We start from the raw sequence: 16769 nt of genomic DNA on the forward strand, positions 1-16769 counted from the left end.
TCCAGATGGGCGGGGCTCTGGTTGCTCCCTACGGTCTGCAGAGGTTCCATCATCAAATACGGCGCACATGCTTCAAACGCGCCGCGGGCCGAATGCAGGCTCACACGAATCGCAAGTCCAGCGTCGCCCGGTTCCAGAAGTTCTTCCGCGGCATGATCGGATCGTATTTGAAGGGTGTATGCTGTCCTTCCTGGAACCGAACGCGGCGCCGGCCCTCGGCTTCAAGATCGTTGATCGGTCGCGTCTCGTGCGCCCGGCCGCCCTCATGCGCGACGAGGTACTTCAGTCCACCAACCGCGCGGCCGGCAATCCGGTCGTAGACATCGAAGACAAGCGGTGCATGAGCAGGGATTGTCGGATGCAGCGATGACCACGGCTGCCAGCTGCGGAAGCGGACACCTGCCACGTATGTGTCCGGCCCGACCTTCTGGAGCGGCACCTCCACCTGGTTGCAGGTGATGACATAGCGACCGCCAAGGTCACCCTCGACCTTGAGTTCCACCCGTTCCAGCGAGCTGTCCACGTAGCGCGAGGTTCCGCCGCCTGTGGCCTCTTCGCCAAGGACCAGCCATGGCACGATGCCATTGCGCAGGGTCAACTTCAAACCTTCGACGGTGGTATGCCCGACTTCGCCGAAACGCATCTCGTATTGCGCGTCGTACCAGTCGGGCCGGAAGACGAAGCCATGGGCGCTTCCGAGATCGCTCAGAACCTGGTTGAAATCCTCACGGCAATAGTGCGGCAACAGGAACTTGTCGTGCAGCTCCCTGCCCCAATGGACCAGCGGCTCCGTGTAGGGTTTCTCCCAGAACCACGCCAGCAGGGCCCGCATGACAAGCGACTGCGCCATGCTCATCTGCCAGTGCGGTGGCATCTCAAACCCGCGAAACTCGACCAGTCCTAGCCGCCCGGTGGGGCCGTCGGGAGAGTACATCTTGTCGATGCAGATCTCCGCACGGTGGGTATTTCCCGTCATGTCCGTCAGCAGATGCCGCAGGATCCTGTCGGCAAGCCAAGGCATCGCCTGCCCCGCGTCCTGTATCCGCGAAAGCTCGCTCAGCGCGATCTCCATTTCATAGACCCTGTCCGACAGGCCCTCGTCGAAGCGCGGCGCCTGGCTGGTCGGACCGATGAACGTGCCCGAGAACAGGTAGGACAGCGACGGGTGCCGCTGCCAGTACCGTATGATCGATCCGACAACATCAGGCCGCCGCAGGAACGGGCTGTCGGCTGGCGTGGCGCCGCCAACAACGATATGGTTGCCGCCGCCCGAGCCGCTCAGCCGCCCGTCAACCATGAAGGAGAAGCTGTCGAGACCGCATTGCCGGGCTTCCTCGTAGAGCGCCTCATTGATTTCCTTCAGTGATTGCCAGTCCTTGGCCGGGTGGATGTTGATCTCGATCACCCCGGGGTCTGGCGTGACACGGATGACGTTGAAATTGCCATCGCGAGGCGGCTCGTAGCCTTCGATCCGGACCGGCAAGTTCATCGCCTCCGCCGTCTCCTCGACAGCTTCCACCAGGTCGAGGTATTCGTCAGACGACCCCGTGGGTGGCATGAAGACATACAGGACACCGTTGCGCGGCTCCACTGCCAGTGCCGTGCGGATGGGCATTCCCTCGACCCAATGGCTGTAGCCACCTTCCAGCCAGTCGTCCGAACTCGCGACATCGTGCAGCCAGACACCCTCGTCGAACTGCTGCGCGGGACCGGGTGCCGCATCCTGCGGGGTCTGCCGGAGCCTCTGCGCCGGTACGGGCTGCGGCGGCAAGCCGTGGCCGGAGGGCACCGGTGCTGTCGGCCGACCGGGGCCATATCCCGGCCCGAAGAAGGGAGTATCGAGGTACTCACCGGTCTCCGCTCCGGCCACGGCACCCCGACGAGGCTTGCGGCGCGGAGGCAGCTCCTTGCGCCGCCTCTGCATCGTATCGCGGAAGTATTGCTTGAACTCCTCCGACCTGGAGAGCGAATTCAGCGGCAGGCGAAATCCTGCCGGACTGTCGCCGGGCAGGAGGAAGAGCTTGTCCCGACGGGTGTTCCATTGATCGGACGTCCAACGGAAGCGGCGGCGCGAACCGGCCTGTGCCTGCGCCAGTTGGATCGGGATCACGTAGCTGACAGGATTGGCGAGCCCGTTGTTGAGCATCCGCACCAGCCGCGCCCGCTCCTGGGGGTCGTCTAGCTTGTTGTCCTCGACCGTCACGTTGTCGGGCAGCATCGCTTCCTTGCCCATGAAATGCATCGGGTCCTCATAGACGGGGTGGGCATGCCCATCCTCGCCAAGATCCAGAGCATAGAGCAGCCGTTCGGAGAAGTCTGCGGCGGTTTCATGCGTGGCGTGGCCGGTGTTCTCGCGTGCAAGGAGGTCGGCATCCGACCAGAGCGGACGCCCGTCACCACGCCAGATCAACGAATAGGCCCAGCGCGGCAGAGGTTCACCCGGATACCATTTCCCCTGCCCATGATGCAGCACCCCATGCGGCGCAAAACGATCACGCAGCCGGCGCACGAGCCTGTCGGCATAGAGTTGCTTGGTCGGCCCCACGGCTTCAGTCGTCCACTCCGCGCCATCGCGATCGATCGCGGAGACAAACGTCGGTTCCCCGCCCATGGTCAGGCGCATGTCCTGGGCCTGTATCTTCTCCTCGACGGCCTGTCCGGCGCGGTCGATCTCCGCCCATTGTTCAGGGCTCAGCGGACGCGTGACGCGCGGTGGCTCGTCTATACGTTCGACCGACATGTCGAAGCTGAAGGTCACTTCGGCCTGCTCGTGAGCCCCGGTGATCGCGGCAGCCGACGAGGGCTCGGGGGTTGCTGCCAGCGGTATGTGCCCTTCGCCCGCAAAGAGCCCGGACGTGGGGTCCATACCGACCCAACCCGCACCAGGAAGGTACACCTCGCACCATGCATGCAGGTCGGTGAAATCGTTCTCCGGTCCGGCCGGACCCTCTATCGGTTTCTGATCGGCGGTCAGCTGGATCAGGTACCCCGACACGAACCGCGCGGCGTAACCGGCATCGCGCAGCATTGCCACCATCAGCCAAGCGGAATCCCGGCACGAACCCAATGCCTTGCGAATGGTGTCAGGCGGGTTCTGAACCCCGGGCTCCATCCGGATCGCGTAGTCGATTCGGCTCGCAAGGAAGCTGTTGAGGGCGACAAGCCAGTCATTGGTTGTACCAGACTGCCGTGGTGCTTCTTCGGCAAAGGCCTGAAACGTCTTCCCGCGCCCGACTTTCCGCAGGTAGGGCCGCAGATCCTTGAGTTGCTCGCTGGTGTAGGTGAAGGGAACTTCCTGGCAATCCTCTTCGAGAAAGAAGTCGAACGGGTTGATGGCGACCATGTCGGCGACAAGATCAACGGTGACCGAAAACTTCCGCGTCGGTTTGGGAAAGACCAGCCGCGCGTGCCAGTTGGCATAGGCATCCTGTTGCCAGTTCAGAAAATGCTCCTCTGGCTCGATTCTGAGGCTGTAGCTCTTGATCGGTGTCCGACTGTGCGGAGCCGGGCGCAGGCGCACCACATGCGGTGCAAGCGTGACGGGTCGATCGTATTCGTAGGTGGTTCGGTGGCTCAACGCTACGCTAATGGACATTCAGATGCCGCGTCACTCTTGCTGGATCCCCAATAGTCAAGGAATGCTGCTTCAATCGCACCTCGTGGGCGCCTTGTCCCTGTTTGGCGGGGCGCCTCGACGCAGGTCAACACTTTTCGACGGCATCGCGGGGTTCCAGAGAGCAGCCATGCCCGCAAGATCAAAAAAAGGGCGTTTGGTCGAAGGCCACCAACGAGACTGCGGCCGACCCCGTGTGGCCGTGTCCAACGCGGCGCATGGAATCCAACAGGCGGGCGCCCTATGGTGCGGCCGAACTCCGGGTCCTGTTTGGCAATTGTGGAGGCGAACGGTAGGTACTCCTTCCTCGGGGGCGTCCCGCGAAAGGCGTTTTGGCGCATTCAATCGGCAGGTGGCACGCTGTCGTGCGAGTCTTCCCACCGGCACCGCGGCCGAGCGCAATGGCAGCTTTCTCGGTCAGCGCGCAGTCCGCGCAGCGTTCCCGAGGCATGGATATGGGCCGTCACCTCACTTCTGTAGGCGACGGCCCCATTTTTCTGACGGTTTATTCAAACGTGCGGAGATAGGCGATCACGTTGACGATATCCGCATCTTTCCTGAGACCGGCAAAGGACATCTTCCCCTTGGGGACCACGTCTTTGGGCTTGGTCAGGTAGGCGGCCATCGTGGCGTCATCCCAGGTCAACCCGCCCTCGGCGAGTTCCAGAAGGTTGTCCGAGTATTTGAAGCCCTCGACCTGCCCCGCCTGTGCATCCATGATGCCGTTCAGCATGGGCCCTACCTTGTTCTTGGCACCCTCACCAACGGCATGGCAGGCCTTGCACTTCTTGAACACCTTTTCGCCCTTGGCAGCATCGCCCTCTGCCAGCGCCGGCATCGCCAGCACAAGGCCCAATGCGGTTGCGAAACACGCAATCGAAGTCTTCATGTCGTTTCCTTTCTGTTCATTGCAAAGATCGGTTGTCCGAGTGCGGGCCGCACTATTGAGCGGCCATCGGTACCCGGGCAAGTTGGCATCTGCCCCACAAACACTGAAGCGCAGCCACCAGCCGGTCGACATCTTCCGGCGTATGTACCGGCGACGGCGTGATGCGCAGGCGTTCGGTTCCCTTGGGCACGGTCGGATAGTTGATGGGCTGTATGTAGATACCGAACTCGTCGAGAAGGGTGTCCGAAAGGAACTTGCACTTCACCGGATCGCCGACGATCACGGGAATGATGTGGCTCGGATTCGGAACATGCGGAATGCCAAGGTCATCCAGCCTGCGACGCACGTCGGCAACGATCTCCTGATGTGCGATGCGCTCGCCTGTGTTGTCCTTGAGGTGCCGGATTGACGCCGCCGCACCGGCCGCGACCGCGGGCGGCAAGGCCGTCGTGAAAATGAAACCGCTGGCAAAACTCCTGACGAAATCGCAAAGCTCTTCGGAGGCAGCGATGTACCCGCCCACAACACCGAATGCCTTGCCCAGCGTTCCCTCGATCACCGTCAACCGGTCCATGAGGCCTTCGCGCTCGGCAATACCACCACCGCGCGGCCCGTAGAGCCCGACGGCATGCACCTCGTCGAGATAGGTCATGGCGCCAAAGCGATCCGCCAGGTCGCAGATCCCGGCAATCGGGGCGATGTCCCCGTCCATAGAATAGACGCTTTCGAAGGCGATCAGCTTCGGTCGATCCGGATCCGCCGCTGCCAGTTTTGCCTCCAGGTCCTGAAGGTCGTTGTGCTTCCAGATGACCTTGTCGGCGCGGGAGTGGCGAATCCCCTCGATCATGGAGGCATGGTTCAGGCTGTCCGAAAACACGATGCAACCCGGAATCCGGGACGCCAGGGTTCCAAGCGCCGCCCAGTTGGAAACGTACCCGGATGTGAACACAAGGGCCGATTCCTTCTGGTGGAGGTCGGCCAGTTCCTGCTCCAGAAGGATATGATCATGGGTGGTGCCAGAGATGTTCCGGGTCCCGCCGGCGCCAGCGCCGCAGCGATCCAGGGCTCCGTGCATTGCGGCAATCACCTTGGGATGCTGCCCCATGCCAAGGTAGTCGTTCGAACACCAGATCGTCACGTCATCCCGGTCCGAACCCTGTGTCCGAACCGCGGCCGGAAACCCACCACGCTTGCGTTGAAGGTCGATGAAAACACGGTAGTTGCCCTCGTCCTTCAGATCGGTGAGCCGCTGCCGAAAGAATGCCTGATAGTCCATCTCGCCACCATCTTCGTTTGTCACGAGAATGCTACGGCCCGACCGGATGGGCTTACATGACAATAGTCAAGTCGCCGGCAGCCGGGTGGCGGATTGTCCTTTACCGTTCCCAAAAGCTATGATGTGTCCTGCGTCGTGATCCCGGTAGCGGCGAAAACAGCAAACATATCCAGTCTCGCTTCAGTGGCCTGAGGACGAAATCCATGACCAACGACAAACACAAAGGCATCGCCCGCGAGTCGCTGCTTCTGAAGAGCCTTCCCGCCGAGTATGTCGATAGGCTTCTCGCGATGTCGAGCTGGCACAGCTACGACCGTGGCGAAACACTCTTCCTGCACGGCGAAACCGCGCGATCGATTCACATCGTCATCAGCGGCTGGGTCAAACTGTTTCGCGTGGCCCCCAATGGCGGCGAAACCGTCGTCTCGGTCTTCACCAGGGGGGAGAGCTTCGGCGAGGCGGTTGCGTTTCGCAGTAACAAGTACCCTGTTTCGGCCGAAGCCGTCACGGCATGCGAGTTGATCCAGATCCCCACCAGCGCGCTGCTTGAAACGATGCGCAAGGACCTGGATGTGAGCGTGTCGATACTCGCCTCCACATTTGCCCACCTGCATTCGCTTGTGGATCAGCTCGAACAGCTCAAGGCCCAGACCGGCGCCCAACGGGTGGCCGAGTTCCTGCTGGAGTTCTGCGAGGGCAGTGCCGACAGCTGCGTGGTCACCCTGCCCTATGACAAGGTGCTGATTGCCGGCCGCCTTGGCATGAAGCCGGAGAGTCTGTCCCGCGCCTTTGCCAAGCTCAAGCCGATTGGGGTCACGATCAACCGGAACAGCGCGTCGATCGACAGTATCGAGGGGTTGCGTGAGTTCGCCCTGTCGGATCCCGCGAACTCGTGGAACAAGGCGCTCTGACAGGTTCTGTGCCCGCACCTGTCTGAAGCAGTCATGCGCCCGGGACGCGTGTTCTCCCGGGGCGGCAAAAGACCGATCAGGCGGCGGGCCTGCGATTACTCTTGTCGACGAAACGCACCACCGCAAGCCAGAAGCCCAGCCGCACGCTCATCGCGATCAGGGTCCGCATCTCCCAGGCTACGCCGGCGATGATCATGGCGACAAGTACGCCAAGCATAAGCGCGATCGCGACTGCAACCATGGTTGCGAGAGCGGACGCCCAGCGCCGGCGAAGCGCGATTCCGGCGCCGGCAACCATGTACGCCAGACCCGAGAGCGCGTTGAACCAGACCACGGGTAACACTATGTCCCCAGCCGCCGCGCGAACCGATTGCGGTCCCCACAGCACGGTACCGCCTGACAAGAAGGTCAAGGCGCCAAAGGCCATTGCCGCCACTCCGATCAGAATGTGCCAACGCATGTTCGTCTCCCCAATTTCACCCGGAAGAAATCTGCCCCCCCGGGCTCGTTTCAGGTCGTGACCGCAGGGATCAGGTAGAGCCCGAGCAGAAGAAGGCAGTAGATCCCCAAAACCAGGTTGAATCCTCGCCTCCATGACGGCGCCTGCCAGAGACCGAGATACCGGGACAGGATCACGCGCGCCTTCATCCAGGAGAACAGCAAAATGCCCACGCCAACTGTCGCGGGTGCCACGCCTTGGGAGACCAGCGCGGCAATGACGGTCGAGCCGCCACTCAGAAGCAGGAGCGCCAACCAGGCGCGGGTGAGCGGGTTCATTGCCACGCGGCCTCACGCAAGCAGATAGATCACGGGAAAGAGCAGCACCCAGACCAGGTCGACCATGTGCCAGAAGGCAGCGCCGACCTCGATGTTGTGCGCGTCGTCCCAGATGGCCACCAGCCCGAGAACGACGATCCCGGCGATAACATGGGCAGCGTGAAACCCGGTGAGAAGGTAGTAGAACATGAAGAACGGGTGCGTCTCAATTCCGATCCCCTGTGCCGCCTTGTCGGCATACTCCGCCCCCTTGATCCAGAGGAACACGACGCCGAGAAGCATCGCGGCACCAAGATGCCAGCGCGCCAACGCGCGCCGGCCCACTTGTCGCAGTCCCAGGGCTCGGGCCGCGAGAAAACCGCTGGTCACCAGAACCAGTGTGTTGAGCGCGGCGCCCGTGCGGTGCAGGTGATCCTGTGCCTCGGCGAAGCCGGACGGATCCGTGAGCCGCACGCCCAGAAAGGCCGCAAGCCCGGCACCGAAAACCAGCAGTTCGCTGATGATGAGCACCCACATGAGGAGTTCGCCGGGCAGCTCGTCCAGCGCACCATGCGGCTCGGCCCGGGCGGGTGTCCGTGCCATGCTCAAGCCCCGATCAGATGTCGATAGATCTGCGGCAACGCTTGCGTGAGCTTGTCAGGATCGGGCACGACTTCGAACCCGCCCCGCCCAAAGAGCCGTGGGAACCAGCTCTTCGCGGATTTGTCGATGGTGACACCAAAGACGGATTGCCCCGCGCGGCGTGCCTCGCGGACGGCCATCCGTGTATCCTCGATCCCGTGGCGCCCCTCGTAGTGGTCGAGGTCGTTCGGCTTTCCGTCCGTAATGACCAGCAGGAGCTTGCGTTTCCGGGACTGCGTCGCCAACTCCGCGCTTGCGTGGCGCATGGCCGCCCCCAACCGGGTGTAGAAGCCGGGGCGCAGGCCACCGATGCGTTCTTCGACCAGCCGCGACATGGGCTCGTCGAACCTTTTGCAGTTCTGAACATAGACCCGGTGGCGTTTGAGCGAGGAAAAGGCATTGATCGCGAAGTCGTCACCGCAGGCGTCAAGCCCCCAGGCCATCGCATCCAGAGCCTCGCGTTCGATATCGATGACAGCCCGGCCCGATACCGCGCTCTCGGTGGAGCGGGAGACGTCCAACAAGATCGACACAGCCAGATCCCGCGCCTCCGGCCGGGTCTGGGTCCAGATGCGTTGCGTGCCCTGGCCTGTTGCCCGCCAATCGACCTGCGCACGCACTGTTGCGTCCAGGTCGAGCGCGTCCCCGTCGAGATGCCCCCGTGTCGTCACCCGTCCGGGCCGCAACGCCTCGAACTGGCGTTTGACGGCCCGGATACGCCTCGCGGTGCGCGGGTCCCTCGCGTAATCCTCGAACTCCTCCCGCGCCTCCGCAGTGCTGGCCAGCACGCAGACATGGTCGGGAAGATAGGTTCCGGTTCGGACATCCCATTCCGGATAGGTCACCTTGTCGGAGAGCCGTTCGCGATCCACGTCCTCCGGCGCGAGGTCGAGATGCAGTTTCAACCGCGTCGCCGGGGCCTTCGACACTTGTCCCAAGCCGATCTCGTCCTGATCGTCGGCAGCCTTCTTGGCGTCGTCGTTGTCGTCATCATCGACCCGACGGTTGAGGTTCAGGAACTCGGCCCAGCTCAGGATCGCCTCGAACTTGTGCAGGATCAGGCTGTCAGCCCGTTCGGCCTGGTCGGCCTGTCGCCGCCGGGCCCGCAATGTCTTGTCACCCGCCTCCTCGGGTGTACCGTCGGTCTCCCGGGTTTCCACCTCGTCACCGGCGGAGAATACAACCTCCCGGAGGTCAGGCCAGAGCGGGACCGGCCGGAACGGGCGGTAGCCGCGCGGCGCGGAAATGCCGGAAAGATCGCCCGAGGTCGTGGCCTCTTGGAGGGCCTTCACCTCGGGCGAAAGGTCTGCCGTATCGCCAAGCATGTGCCGCAGGAGTTGCTCCAGACGGGCCTCGGCGACCGGCAGGGTGGGATTGGGTCTTTGGTGAAGCGTGCCCTCGCAGAGGGCGGCATAAAGATCGCGAAGCCCCGGTGCCGCTTCGAGTGCAGCGGCCACCATCTGGCCAGCCGCCTGCAGGGCGCGCAGGTCGGCGCGCAGGGGGTCTTCGTCGGCGATGCGGTCGGGCGCATGGGCCACGGCCGCCGTCAGCCAGAGGTAAAGCGCGGCATTCGCCTCCCGCGTCGGAAAGACGGCCAACTGCGCCGGCAGACGCAGGACTTCGCCATCGAAGCTGGTCCGCGGCGTCGTCTCCACCTCCGTTCCGAGGCGTCGCAGAAAACTCAGCCGGTGGCGTGAGATCTCGTCGGAGATGGGGCGCAGCTCAACCGAATGGCCGCCCCCCAATCCCCGGTATAGGACTGCCAGCCGCCCCACGACCTCGGAGAGGTCGACCGCGGCTCCATGATGCACCTCCGGCGCATCCAGGCGACTGGCAAAAGCGTGCCACAGTTTCCCGACGGTTTCTTCGGGTTCCCATGGCTCGAATTCGATCCTGCTCATCGACCGGCCTCACCCAAAGACGGCCGTGACAAGATCGAGGAGACCGCGTTTCACATCTTCATCATCGGACAGCGGCTCGATCATGGCCGCAAGAATGGCGCGTTCGACGCCCATGCCCTGCTGGATCAGGGTGGCGGCGTAGACGACCAGTCGCGTCGAGACACCCTCTTCGAGATCCTGTCCCTTGAGCGCGCGCAGCTTGCCGGCAAGCCGGACGAGCGCCCGCACTCGGTCCTCGTCGAGCCCCGTCTCTTGCGCAACAACCTGGATTTCCAGCTCAGGCTTCGGAAAGTCGAACTCGACCGAGATGAACCGTTGCCGCGTGGAGGGTTTCAACGTCTTCAGGATGTTCTGGTAGCCGGGATTGTAGGACGCCACGAGCATGAAGCCCGGCGCCGCCTCCAACTCCTCGCCGGTGCGGTCGATCGGCAGGATCCGCCGGTCGTCGGTCAGCGGGTGCAGCACCACGGTCACGTCCTTGCGCGCCTCGACCACTTCGTCGAGGTAGCAGATGGCGCCCTCTCGCACCGCACGGGTCAACGGACCGTCCACCCAGACGGTTTCGCCCCCCTTGAGCAGATAGCGCCCGATCAGGTCGGCGGCAGCCAGGTCGTCATGGCAGGCCACCGTGTAGAGCTTGCGGCCCAGCCGTTCGGCCATGTGCGATACGAAGCGGGTCTTCCCGCAGCCGGTCGGTCCTTTGAGCAGGACCGGCAGGCCGTTTTCATGAGCTGCCTCGAAGACCGCGCATTCGTCGGACTGGGGCAGGTAGAAGGGGGCATTGGCCGCCCCCTCCAGTTGATGTGTCATCGATCCATCCATCTCGATCACTCGGCCGGAACTTCGGCTGTTTCACCAGGCTCGATGACCTCCTTGCGGGGCATCCAGATGGCGTAGATGAAGAGCAATGCACCAAGCACCACGGCGAGACCGGATCCGAAGCGCATCCAGTAGAACAGCGCCAGCTGGTCCTGCACGTCCATGAAATACTCTCCGTTCACCCGCTGCAGATGGGTTTGCAGCGTACCGGCGAATGTCAGCACGAAGGTCATGAAGGTCATGCCGCCGGCCATCAGCCAGAAAGATACCATGTTGAGAACCTGGTTGTAGGGATCGCGCCCTTTCAGGATCGGCATGGCATAGGTGAAGATGGCAAGGTTCAGCGAGACATAGGCGCCGAAGAAGGCCAGGTGCCCATGGGCGGCGGTGATCTGCGTGCCGTGGGAGTAGAAGTTCACCCCGTGCAGCGTGTGCAGGAAGCCCCAGACACCGGCACCGAAGAAGGCCAGCGTGGCGCAACCGAGGCTCCACAGGAGCGCGGCCTTGTTCGGGTGATCCCGGCGCCCTTTCCAGACCATGACGAAGGCAAAGGCCATCATCGCGAAGAAGGGAACAACTTCGAGGCTGGAGAAGATCGAACCGATCCACTGCCAGTAGCCCGGCGTGCCGATCCAGTAGTAGTGGTGCCCGGTGCCGAGAATGCCGGAGAACAGCGCGGCGGCGACGATGACATAGAGCCACTTCTCGACCACCTCACGGTCTACACCCGTCAGCTTCAGCATCAGGTAAGCCAGGATCGAGGCCATGATCAGTTCCCAGACGCCTTCAACCCAAAGGTGAACGATGTACCACCAGTACATCTTGTCCAGCGAGAGGTTGTCTGGGTTGTAGAACGAGAACAGGAACAGCAGCGCCAGGCCCCAGAGCCCAAGCAAAAGGATGTTGGTGATCGCGGTCTTCTTGCCCTTCAGCACCGTCATCGTGACGTTGTAGAGGAAGATCAGCGCGGCAACGACGATGCCGGCCTTGACCCATTTGGGTTGCTCGATGAACTCGCGCCCTTCCTTGCCGAGCAGCCAGTTGCCTTCGAAAAGGTTGAACATGTAGGTCACGACCACACCAGCGGTGCCGACCACCAGGATCAGCAATTGCAGATAGGCGAGCTTGGTCGAGTGCATCTCCCGCTCTGCCTCTTCCGGGATCAGGAAGTAGGCGGCACCGAAGAAGCCACACAGCAGCCAGACGATCAGCGAGTTGGTATGCAGCATCCGCAGGATGTTGAATGGCAGCAGTTCGCTCAGGAAGTTGGGCGACACGTAGACCCAGCCCAGAACGAGGCCCATGGTCACCTGCACCGCAAAGAGCGCCATTGCGACGGCGAAGTAGGCTAGCGCGATTTTCTGTGATTGGTATTTCATATCTCTGTCCTCTCGTTCGCTCAGCCGGCGTCGTTCGGCGGCCAGTCCTGAGCGTCGATCTTGTCGGTCCAGATCAGGAAGTTGGTGAGGTCGCGGATCTCTTCGTCCGTGAGGTTGAATTGCGGCATTTGCCGACGCCCCTCGATGCCTGTCGGCATGGCTTCCATCCACCCTTTCAGGGTTTCGAAAGCGGCGTCGGGATCGTCAAGCACGCCCCAACGGGTCATCACGTTGCCGACTTCGGGGGCATAGTAGGCGCCCTCGCCGAGGATGGTATGGCAATTGATGCAGGCGTGGTGTTCCCACACGCGCTTGCCCGCCGCCACGCTCTCGTCGAGCGTGTTCACATCGGTCGAGTGATTGACGATGTAGAGGTGTGAGTGGACCGAAAGGCCCAGAAAGATGAGGATGAAGAACAATGACCCGCCATAGAAGATATTGCGGGCCATGCTTTTGGTCATGACTTCGCGCATTGCGCGCTCCTTTGCGAAGCTGCTGTGGTGCGTCGAAGATGAAAGGTGCAGAGCCGACTCGCCTTAACGAAAGTCAAGGGGAGCCGGATTCACATTGTCGGGAGGTCGCATCGGTGATTCCCGGGACTCGCTTGCCGATTTTTCGGTGGTCCAACAGCGTGAGTTCAGAATGCGAGACCGCCGTGGCTTCCCAGTGTCGCTGCCAGAACGGTCGCCAGGCTGATCGTCAGCAAGACCCAGTGCATTCTCTGGATGAGACGAAAGGTCCGTTCGGGGTGCGACTGGGCTTTCTCCACGAACCATTTGTGAAGGAAGAGTGGCTCGGCGATAAACAACATCACCGAGAAAATCACCCAGACCGCCACCATGGCATGCATCCAGAAATATGCGGGATCGGTGAACCGGTCCCAAAGGCCCCAGATGTGCACCAGATAGAAACCGGACAGGCCAACGAGTAGCGTCGTTGCCTTTGCCTGCCGGGCAAACCGACCCTCGATTTCCTCGAAGAACGCCACCCTTTCGTGCGGTTCCTTCAGGCGTCCGACAGCTGGCAGCAGCACAGTGGTGACAAACCCGACACCGCCGATCCAGAGGACGACTCCAAAGACATGGAGGGCGCGGGCAATGCTGGCTTCGTCCATCTCTCCCCCCAACCTGCGCCGGATCCTGCGCGATCCCGGTGCGCTGTGCTGTTACCAGTGGCGTGCTACTAGGCGTCCGCGCTCACACGGGGCGAAGCGACGAGCGGCCAGACGGCGATTGCATACAGGATGAATGCGGCGATCCAAAGGCCACCAGACAGCAGGACCATCGGGAAGTACAAATCGCCCGAGAACTCCGATCCGACCCACCGGACAATGGCGGCAGCGGCCAGAAGCAGGTAACCGATCGCAACCGGACACGGGGCCACCAGTTCGCGGCCGGTGTGCCCAAGGATGGCCCGGCTCATCACGGCAAGGGTCATTCCACCCACCGCCCCGATTCCAAGAACGTGCAACGCCGCGACCTCGCTCCCGATGCCAAGCAACGCCAGCCCCCAAAGCGCCAGACCGATCCCGAGCATCGCCATTCCGAGGTGAAGTGAGAACAGGATGGGTTGATCGAGAGTCCAGCGGGCCCGCCAGTTGACGAGCCTCGCCAATTGCACGAGCCCCGTGAGCACTGCCAGCCCCCCGACCAACAGATCCGGCAGGGGGAGCAGCACGACCGCGGGCAACGCGATCGCCGCGGCCATTGCGATCTTGCCAAGACCTTCATGCGTCCGTGGCCAGCTTGCTTCTGGCAACCCGGCCCGTTTCATCGCATTCCGGGTAAAGGCCGGGGTCACCCGCCCGCCCAGAACGCCAATCATCGACGCCAGGCCAACGAGGCCGGCCCGCATGCCGGTGTCCAGCGTGTCCGAACTCACCCCCATCCACTCCAGATGCACCATGAGATTGCCGACCCAGATCAGCGACAGGAAGACCACGAACAGAAGGTTCTGCGGCTTGGGGCGCTTGACCAGTTGAAGTGCAATCTTGGAAATGAGGAACGGCAGGAAAGCCAGGTCGGCAACAGCAACAAGCGTGGCCGGCAAGAGACCGGAATACCAGACCGCCACGCGTCCGGCGAACCAGACTGCGGCGGTCAGGATAACGAACGCCCGGCGCGCCGCCGGTGTGCCGGTCCAGTTCGGAACAGCTGTCAACAGGAACCCGCCCAGAGCGGCGCTGGAATAGCCAAAGATCATCTCGTGCGCGTGCCATTGATGCGGTGCCATGCCGAACGGCATCTCGCCCACCATCCCGCCGGCGTAGTGCACCCCAAGCCAGATCACCCAGACCAATCCGGCGAAGACGGCGAACGCGCCCGCGGCAAAGAAGAAGACCCTGAAACCTTCAGAGAAAAAGACACCCAGGCGTGACGTCATGGCGTTGGAGCTTTCGTTTCGCGTTTCGCCCGGGCTGCCTCGATCGCTGCTTGCCGGGCTTCTGCCGAACGGGCACGTTTGAGAAGCGTCGGACAGGTCCCGGGATCGTTGTAGATAACCTGGCACCGCAGGCAGAGAACGCATTCATTGGGGTTGATGCGACCTACACGATCGATGGCGCCCACGGTACAGCGTTCTTCGCAAAGCCGGCATTCGCGTCCGCATTGGGGCCGGCGGTGCAGCCAGTCGAAGATCTTCAGCTTGGCCGGTATCGCAAGCGCCGCGCCGAGCGGGCAGATGTAGCGACAGTAGAAACGCTCGATGAACAGTCCCGCCGCAAGCACGACCAGCACGAACAGGACAAACGGCCAGGCGCGGACCATGCGGAGCGATATCGCGGTTTTGAAGGGCTCGGCCTCGGCCAGCGAGATTGCCGCCTCCATCGAGTAGAACGACAGCGCGAGGATGGCGATGAAAAGTGTGTACTTGATCGTCCAGAGCCGTTCGTGCACGGCCTGCGGCACCGCGATCTGCCGGACGCCGAGGCGTTGGGCCAGCACGTTGGTCAACTCCTGAAGCGCGCCGAACGGGCAAAGCCAGCCGCAATAGACACCGCGCCCCCAGAACAGCAGGCCGAGCGCCACGAAGCTCCAGAGCGTGAAAATCACCGGCTCGATCAGGAAGGTCTCCCACCGGAACCCGGTCAGGAGCGACTGCAGAAAGGCCACGACCTGCACCACGGACAACTGGCCGTTGACGCCCCAGCCAAGCCAGATGAGCGTTGTTGCCAGAAAGCCGTATCGAAAGCCACGCCAGAGGCGCGGGCGGGCGACAAGCGCCTCCTGCGCAAAGAGCATCAGCGTCAGAACACCGATCATCACGCCCACTCCGACCACCGTCAGCCGCTTTGTCCGCCAGGTGGTTTGCCAGAGTGGTTCGGGAGCGGGCGGCGGTGCCAGGACATACGTCTCCGGGAGGTGGTAGTCGGCGGCCGTGACATGGGTCAGATCCGATCCGTCCGCAGAAGGCCGGGTCGCGGTGACTTCAACCCGAAAGGGAGCTACCGGGTCGAATCCGTCGCCGAGTTGAAAGATGCTGCGCTCTTTCATCTGTGGCGCGTTTTCCAGCGCAAGGCGATCGACACGGATGTAGCCTTCGTCGGTCAGCGTGTATCGCTTCTCTCCCTGGATCACGGCCAACCGGTCGAAGACATGCGACTTCTTCCAGGCCGTACCGCGGTGTGACTGGATCCCCTGCGACCCGACAAAGAGCGCCACTTCACCCGCTCCCAGCCCTCCGACGGCCCGGGTGAACAGTTTCTGACCTAGCAGGTTCTGCCCGATGGTCGGCGGATCGACAATTGCCACCCAGAGATCGAGAAAGACGCCATCGCCGGGGCTGACCGGCACCTTGGCTCCGGCAAGCGCCTCGGCGGCCTCGTTGCGAGTGGTGCGAACTTGCGCCACGGCCCCTTCCGCAACCAGCACGTCCCATTCCGTCGGCGCGAAGGACGTCCGATCGATTCGCCCGGCATCGATTGCGCCACGGGCAATGGCCAAAGTCCTGCCGGTGCGCAGTATCCCGTCGCGGATGACACCGGTCGACACCGTCGCCCGGGAAATGATGTCCGGCGCAGATTGCTCGGCCGCCTCCGCAGAGGCGCGTGGCGCGGCAAGATCCACGCCTGCAAAGGCGCCAACGAACCGCGCGATATCCTCGTCCGAAAGGCCGAGGGTCAGGATCGGCTCGGCGTGGTGCACCAGTTCTGCGGCGAGGATCTTTCCGGTCGGCGAAATGGCAACCAGCATCTCTATCGGCCGCCCGGAATACCCAACCGACCGGGCGATCTCCCAGGTCGATCCGACGTGGCCAAGCAGGATGCCGTCGGGGCCTGTGACGGTCCAGCCGGGAACATCCCCGGTGTCGCGCACGACACGCAGGTTCCCGTCGGCACCGAACAACGCGGCGGCAACGTCCGCCGAAAGCTCTGCGGCAACCGTTTCGTGCCCCAGTGGCGGCAAGTCCTGTGCCGAGGCGGTCGGGACACCGACAAGGGTCAATGCACAGGCAAGGCCGGCAAGCCACTGCACAAGGCACTCAATGCGAAGGGTATGAGCCATGCAAAGAGAGGTACGTCCGCGCTTCCTGTCGCTCCTTAACGAAAGTCAAGGCACACACGCAGATGTGATTCCACCCTCTGG

At 62.7% G+C, this 16769-nt stretch carries 14 protein-coding genes; 1 reads left to right on the top strand and 13 read right to left on the bottom strand.

All coding sequences use genetic code 11. The annotated features are described in order from the left end of the window. Positions 1 to 100: 100 nt before the first annotated feature. From CLV78_RS17480 to hemA, 3 genes are all read right to left on the bottom strand, one after another. Positions 101 to 3595, bottom strand: coding sequence for a transglutaminase family protein (locus tag CLV78_RS17480; protein ID WP_106206425.1), 3495 nt, complete (start codon positions 3593 to 3595; stop codon positions 101 to 103). A 523-nt stretch (positions 3596 to 4118) separates the two neighbouring features. Further along, positions 4119 to 4502 carry a c-type cytochrome gene (locus tag CLV78_RS17485; RefSeq protein WP_106206427.1) on the bottom strand — a complete coding sequence of 128 codons (384 nt, stop codon included), beginning with the start codon at positions 4500 to 4502 and terminating at the stop codon, positions 4119 to 4121. A 52-nt stretch (positions 4503 to 4554) separates the two neighbouring features. Beyond that, positions 4555 to 5778, bottom strand: a complete 1224-nt coding sequence (hemA, locus tag CLV78_RS17490; RefSeq protein ID WP_106206429.1) for a 5-aminolevulinate synthase — start codon at positions 5776 to 5778, stop codon at positions 4555 to 4557. Between the two features lie 203 nt (positions 5779 to 5981). On the opposite strand from hemA, the gene CLV78_RS17495 reads away from it, so the two are divergent. Further along, entirely contained in the window at positions 5982 to 6689 is a 708-nt protein-coding gene (locus CLV78_RS17495; RefSeq protein ID WP_106206431.1) for a Crp/Fnr family transcriptional regulator, read from the top strand. Positions 6690 to 6765: 76 nt separating this feature from the next. On the opposite strand, the gene CLV78_RS17500 is transcribed toward CLV78_RS17495, so the two are convergent. The 10 genes from CLV78_RS17500 to CLV78_RS17545 all read right to left on the bottom strand — a co-directional run bounded on the left by CLV78_RS17500 (position 6766) and on the right by CLV78_RS17545 (position 16688). After that, on the bottom strand, positions 6766 to 7149 hold the full coding sequence (locus CLV78_RS17500) for a hypothetical protein (protein ID WP_106206433.1): 384 nt from the start codon (positions 7147 to 7149) through the stop codon (positions 6766 to 6768). Positions 7150 to 7199: 50 nt separating this feature from the next. Further along, a complete protein-coding gene (locus CLV78_RS17505) occupies positions 7200 to 7466 on the bottom strand; it encodes a hypothetical protein (protein WP_106206435.1) in 267 nt (88 codons plus the stop codon). Between the two features lie 12 nt (positions 7467 to 7478). Beyond that, positions 7479 to 8048, bottom strand: coding sequence for a cytochrome c oxidase subunit 3 (locus CLV78_RS17510; RefSeq protein ID WP_245925143.1), 570 nt, complete (start codon positions 8046 to 8048; stop codon positions 7479 to 7481). 2 nt (positions 8049 to 8050) lie between these two features. After that, positions 8051 to 9988, bottom strand: coding sequence for a nitric oxide reductase activation protein NorD (locus CLV78_RS17515; RefSeq protein WP_106206437.1), 1938 nt, complete (start codon positions 9986 to 9988; stop codon positions 8051 to 8053). 9 nt (positions 9989 to 9997) lie between these two features. Next, positions 9998 to 10810, bottom strand: a complete 813-nt coding sequence (locus CLV78_RS17520) for a CbbQ/NirQ/NorQ/GpvN family protein (protein WP_106206561.1) — start codon at positions 10808 to 10810, stop codon at positions 9998 to 10000. 5 nt (positions 10811 to 10815) lie between these two features. After that, positions 10816 to 12186, bottom strand: a complete 1371-nt coding sequence (locus tag CLV78_RS17525) for a cbb3-type cytochrome c oxidase subunit I (protein ID WP_106206439.1) — start codon at positions 12184 to 12186, stop codon at positions 10816 to 10818. Between the two features lie 20 nt (positions 12187 to 12206). After that, on the bottom strand, positions 12207 to 12659 hold the full coding sequence (locus CLV78_RS17530; RefSeq protein WP_106206441.1) for a c-type cytochrome: 453 nt from the start codon (positions 12657 to 12659) through the stop codon (positions 12207 to 12209). 164 nt (positions 12660 to 12823) lie between these two features. Beyond that, on the bottom strand, positions 12824 to 13300 hold the full coding sequence (locus CLV78_RS17535; RefSeq protein WP_106206443.1) for a hypothetical protein: 477 nt from the start codon (positions 13298 to 13300) through the stop codon (positions 12824 to 12826). Positions 13301 to 13368: 68 nt separating this feature from the next. Beyond that, positions 13369 to 14568 (bottom strand): NnrS family protein, encoded by a 1200-nt coding sequence (locus CLV78_RS17540; protein WP_106206445.1) that lies wholly within the window; start codon positions 14566 to 14568, stop codon positions 13369 to 13371. Further along, positions 14565 to 16688 carry a NosR/NirI family protein gene (locus CLV78_RS17545; RefSeq protein WP_106206447.1) on the bottom strand — a complete coding sequence of 708 codons (2124 nt, stop codon included), beginning with the start codon at positions 16686 to 16688 and terminating at the stop codon, positions 14565 to 14567. Before CLV78_RS17545 ends, CLV78_RS17540 begins: the two co-directional genes overlap by 4 nt. Between the last annotated feature and the right edge of the window lie 81 nt (positions 16689 to 16769).

The organism is Aliiruegeria haliotis, from assembly GCF_003003255.1.
In the GTDB taxonomy this organism is placed as follows: Bacteria; Pseudomonadota; Alphaproteobacteria; order Rhodobacterales; family Rhodobacteraceae; genus Tropicimonas; species Tropicimonas haliotis.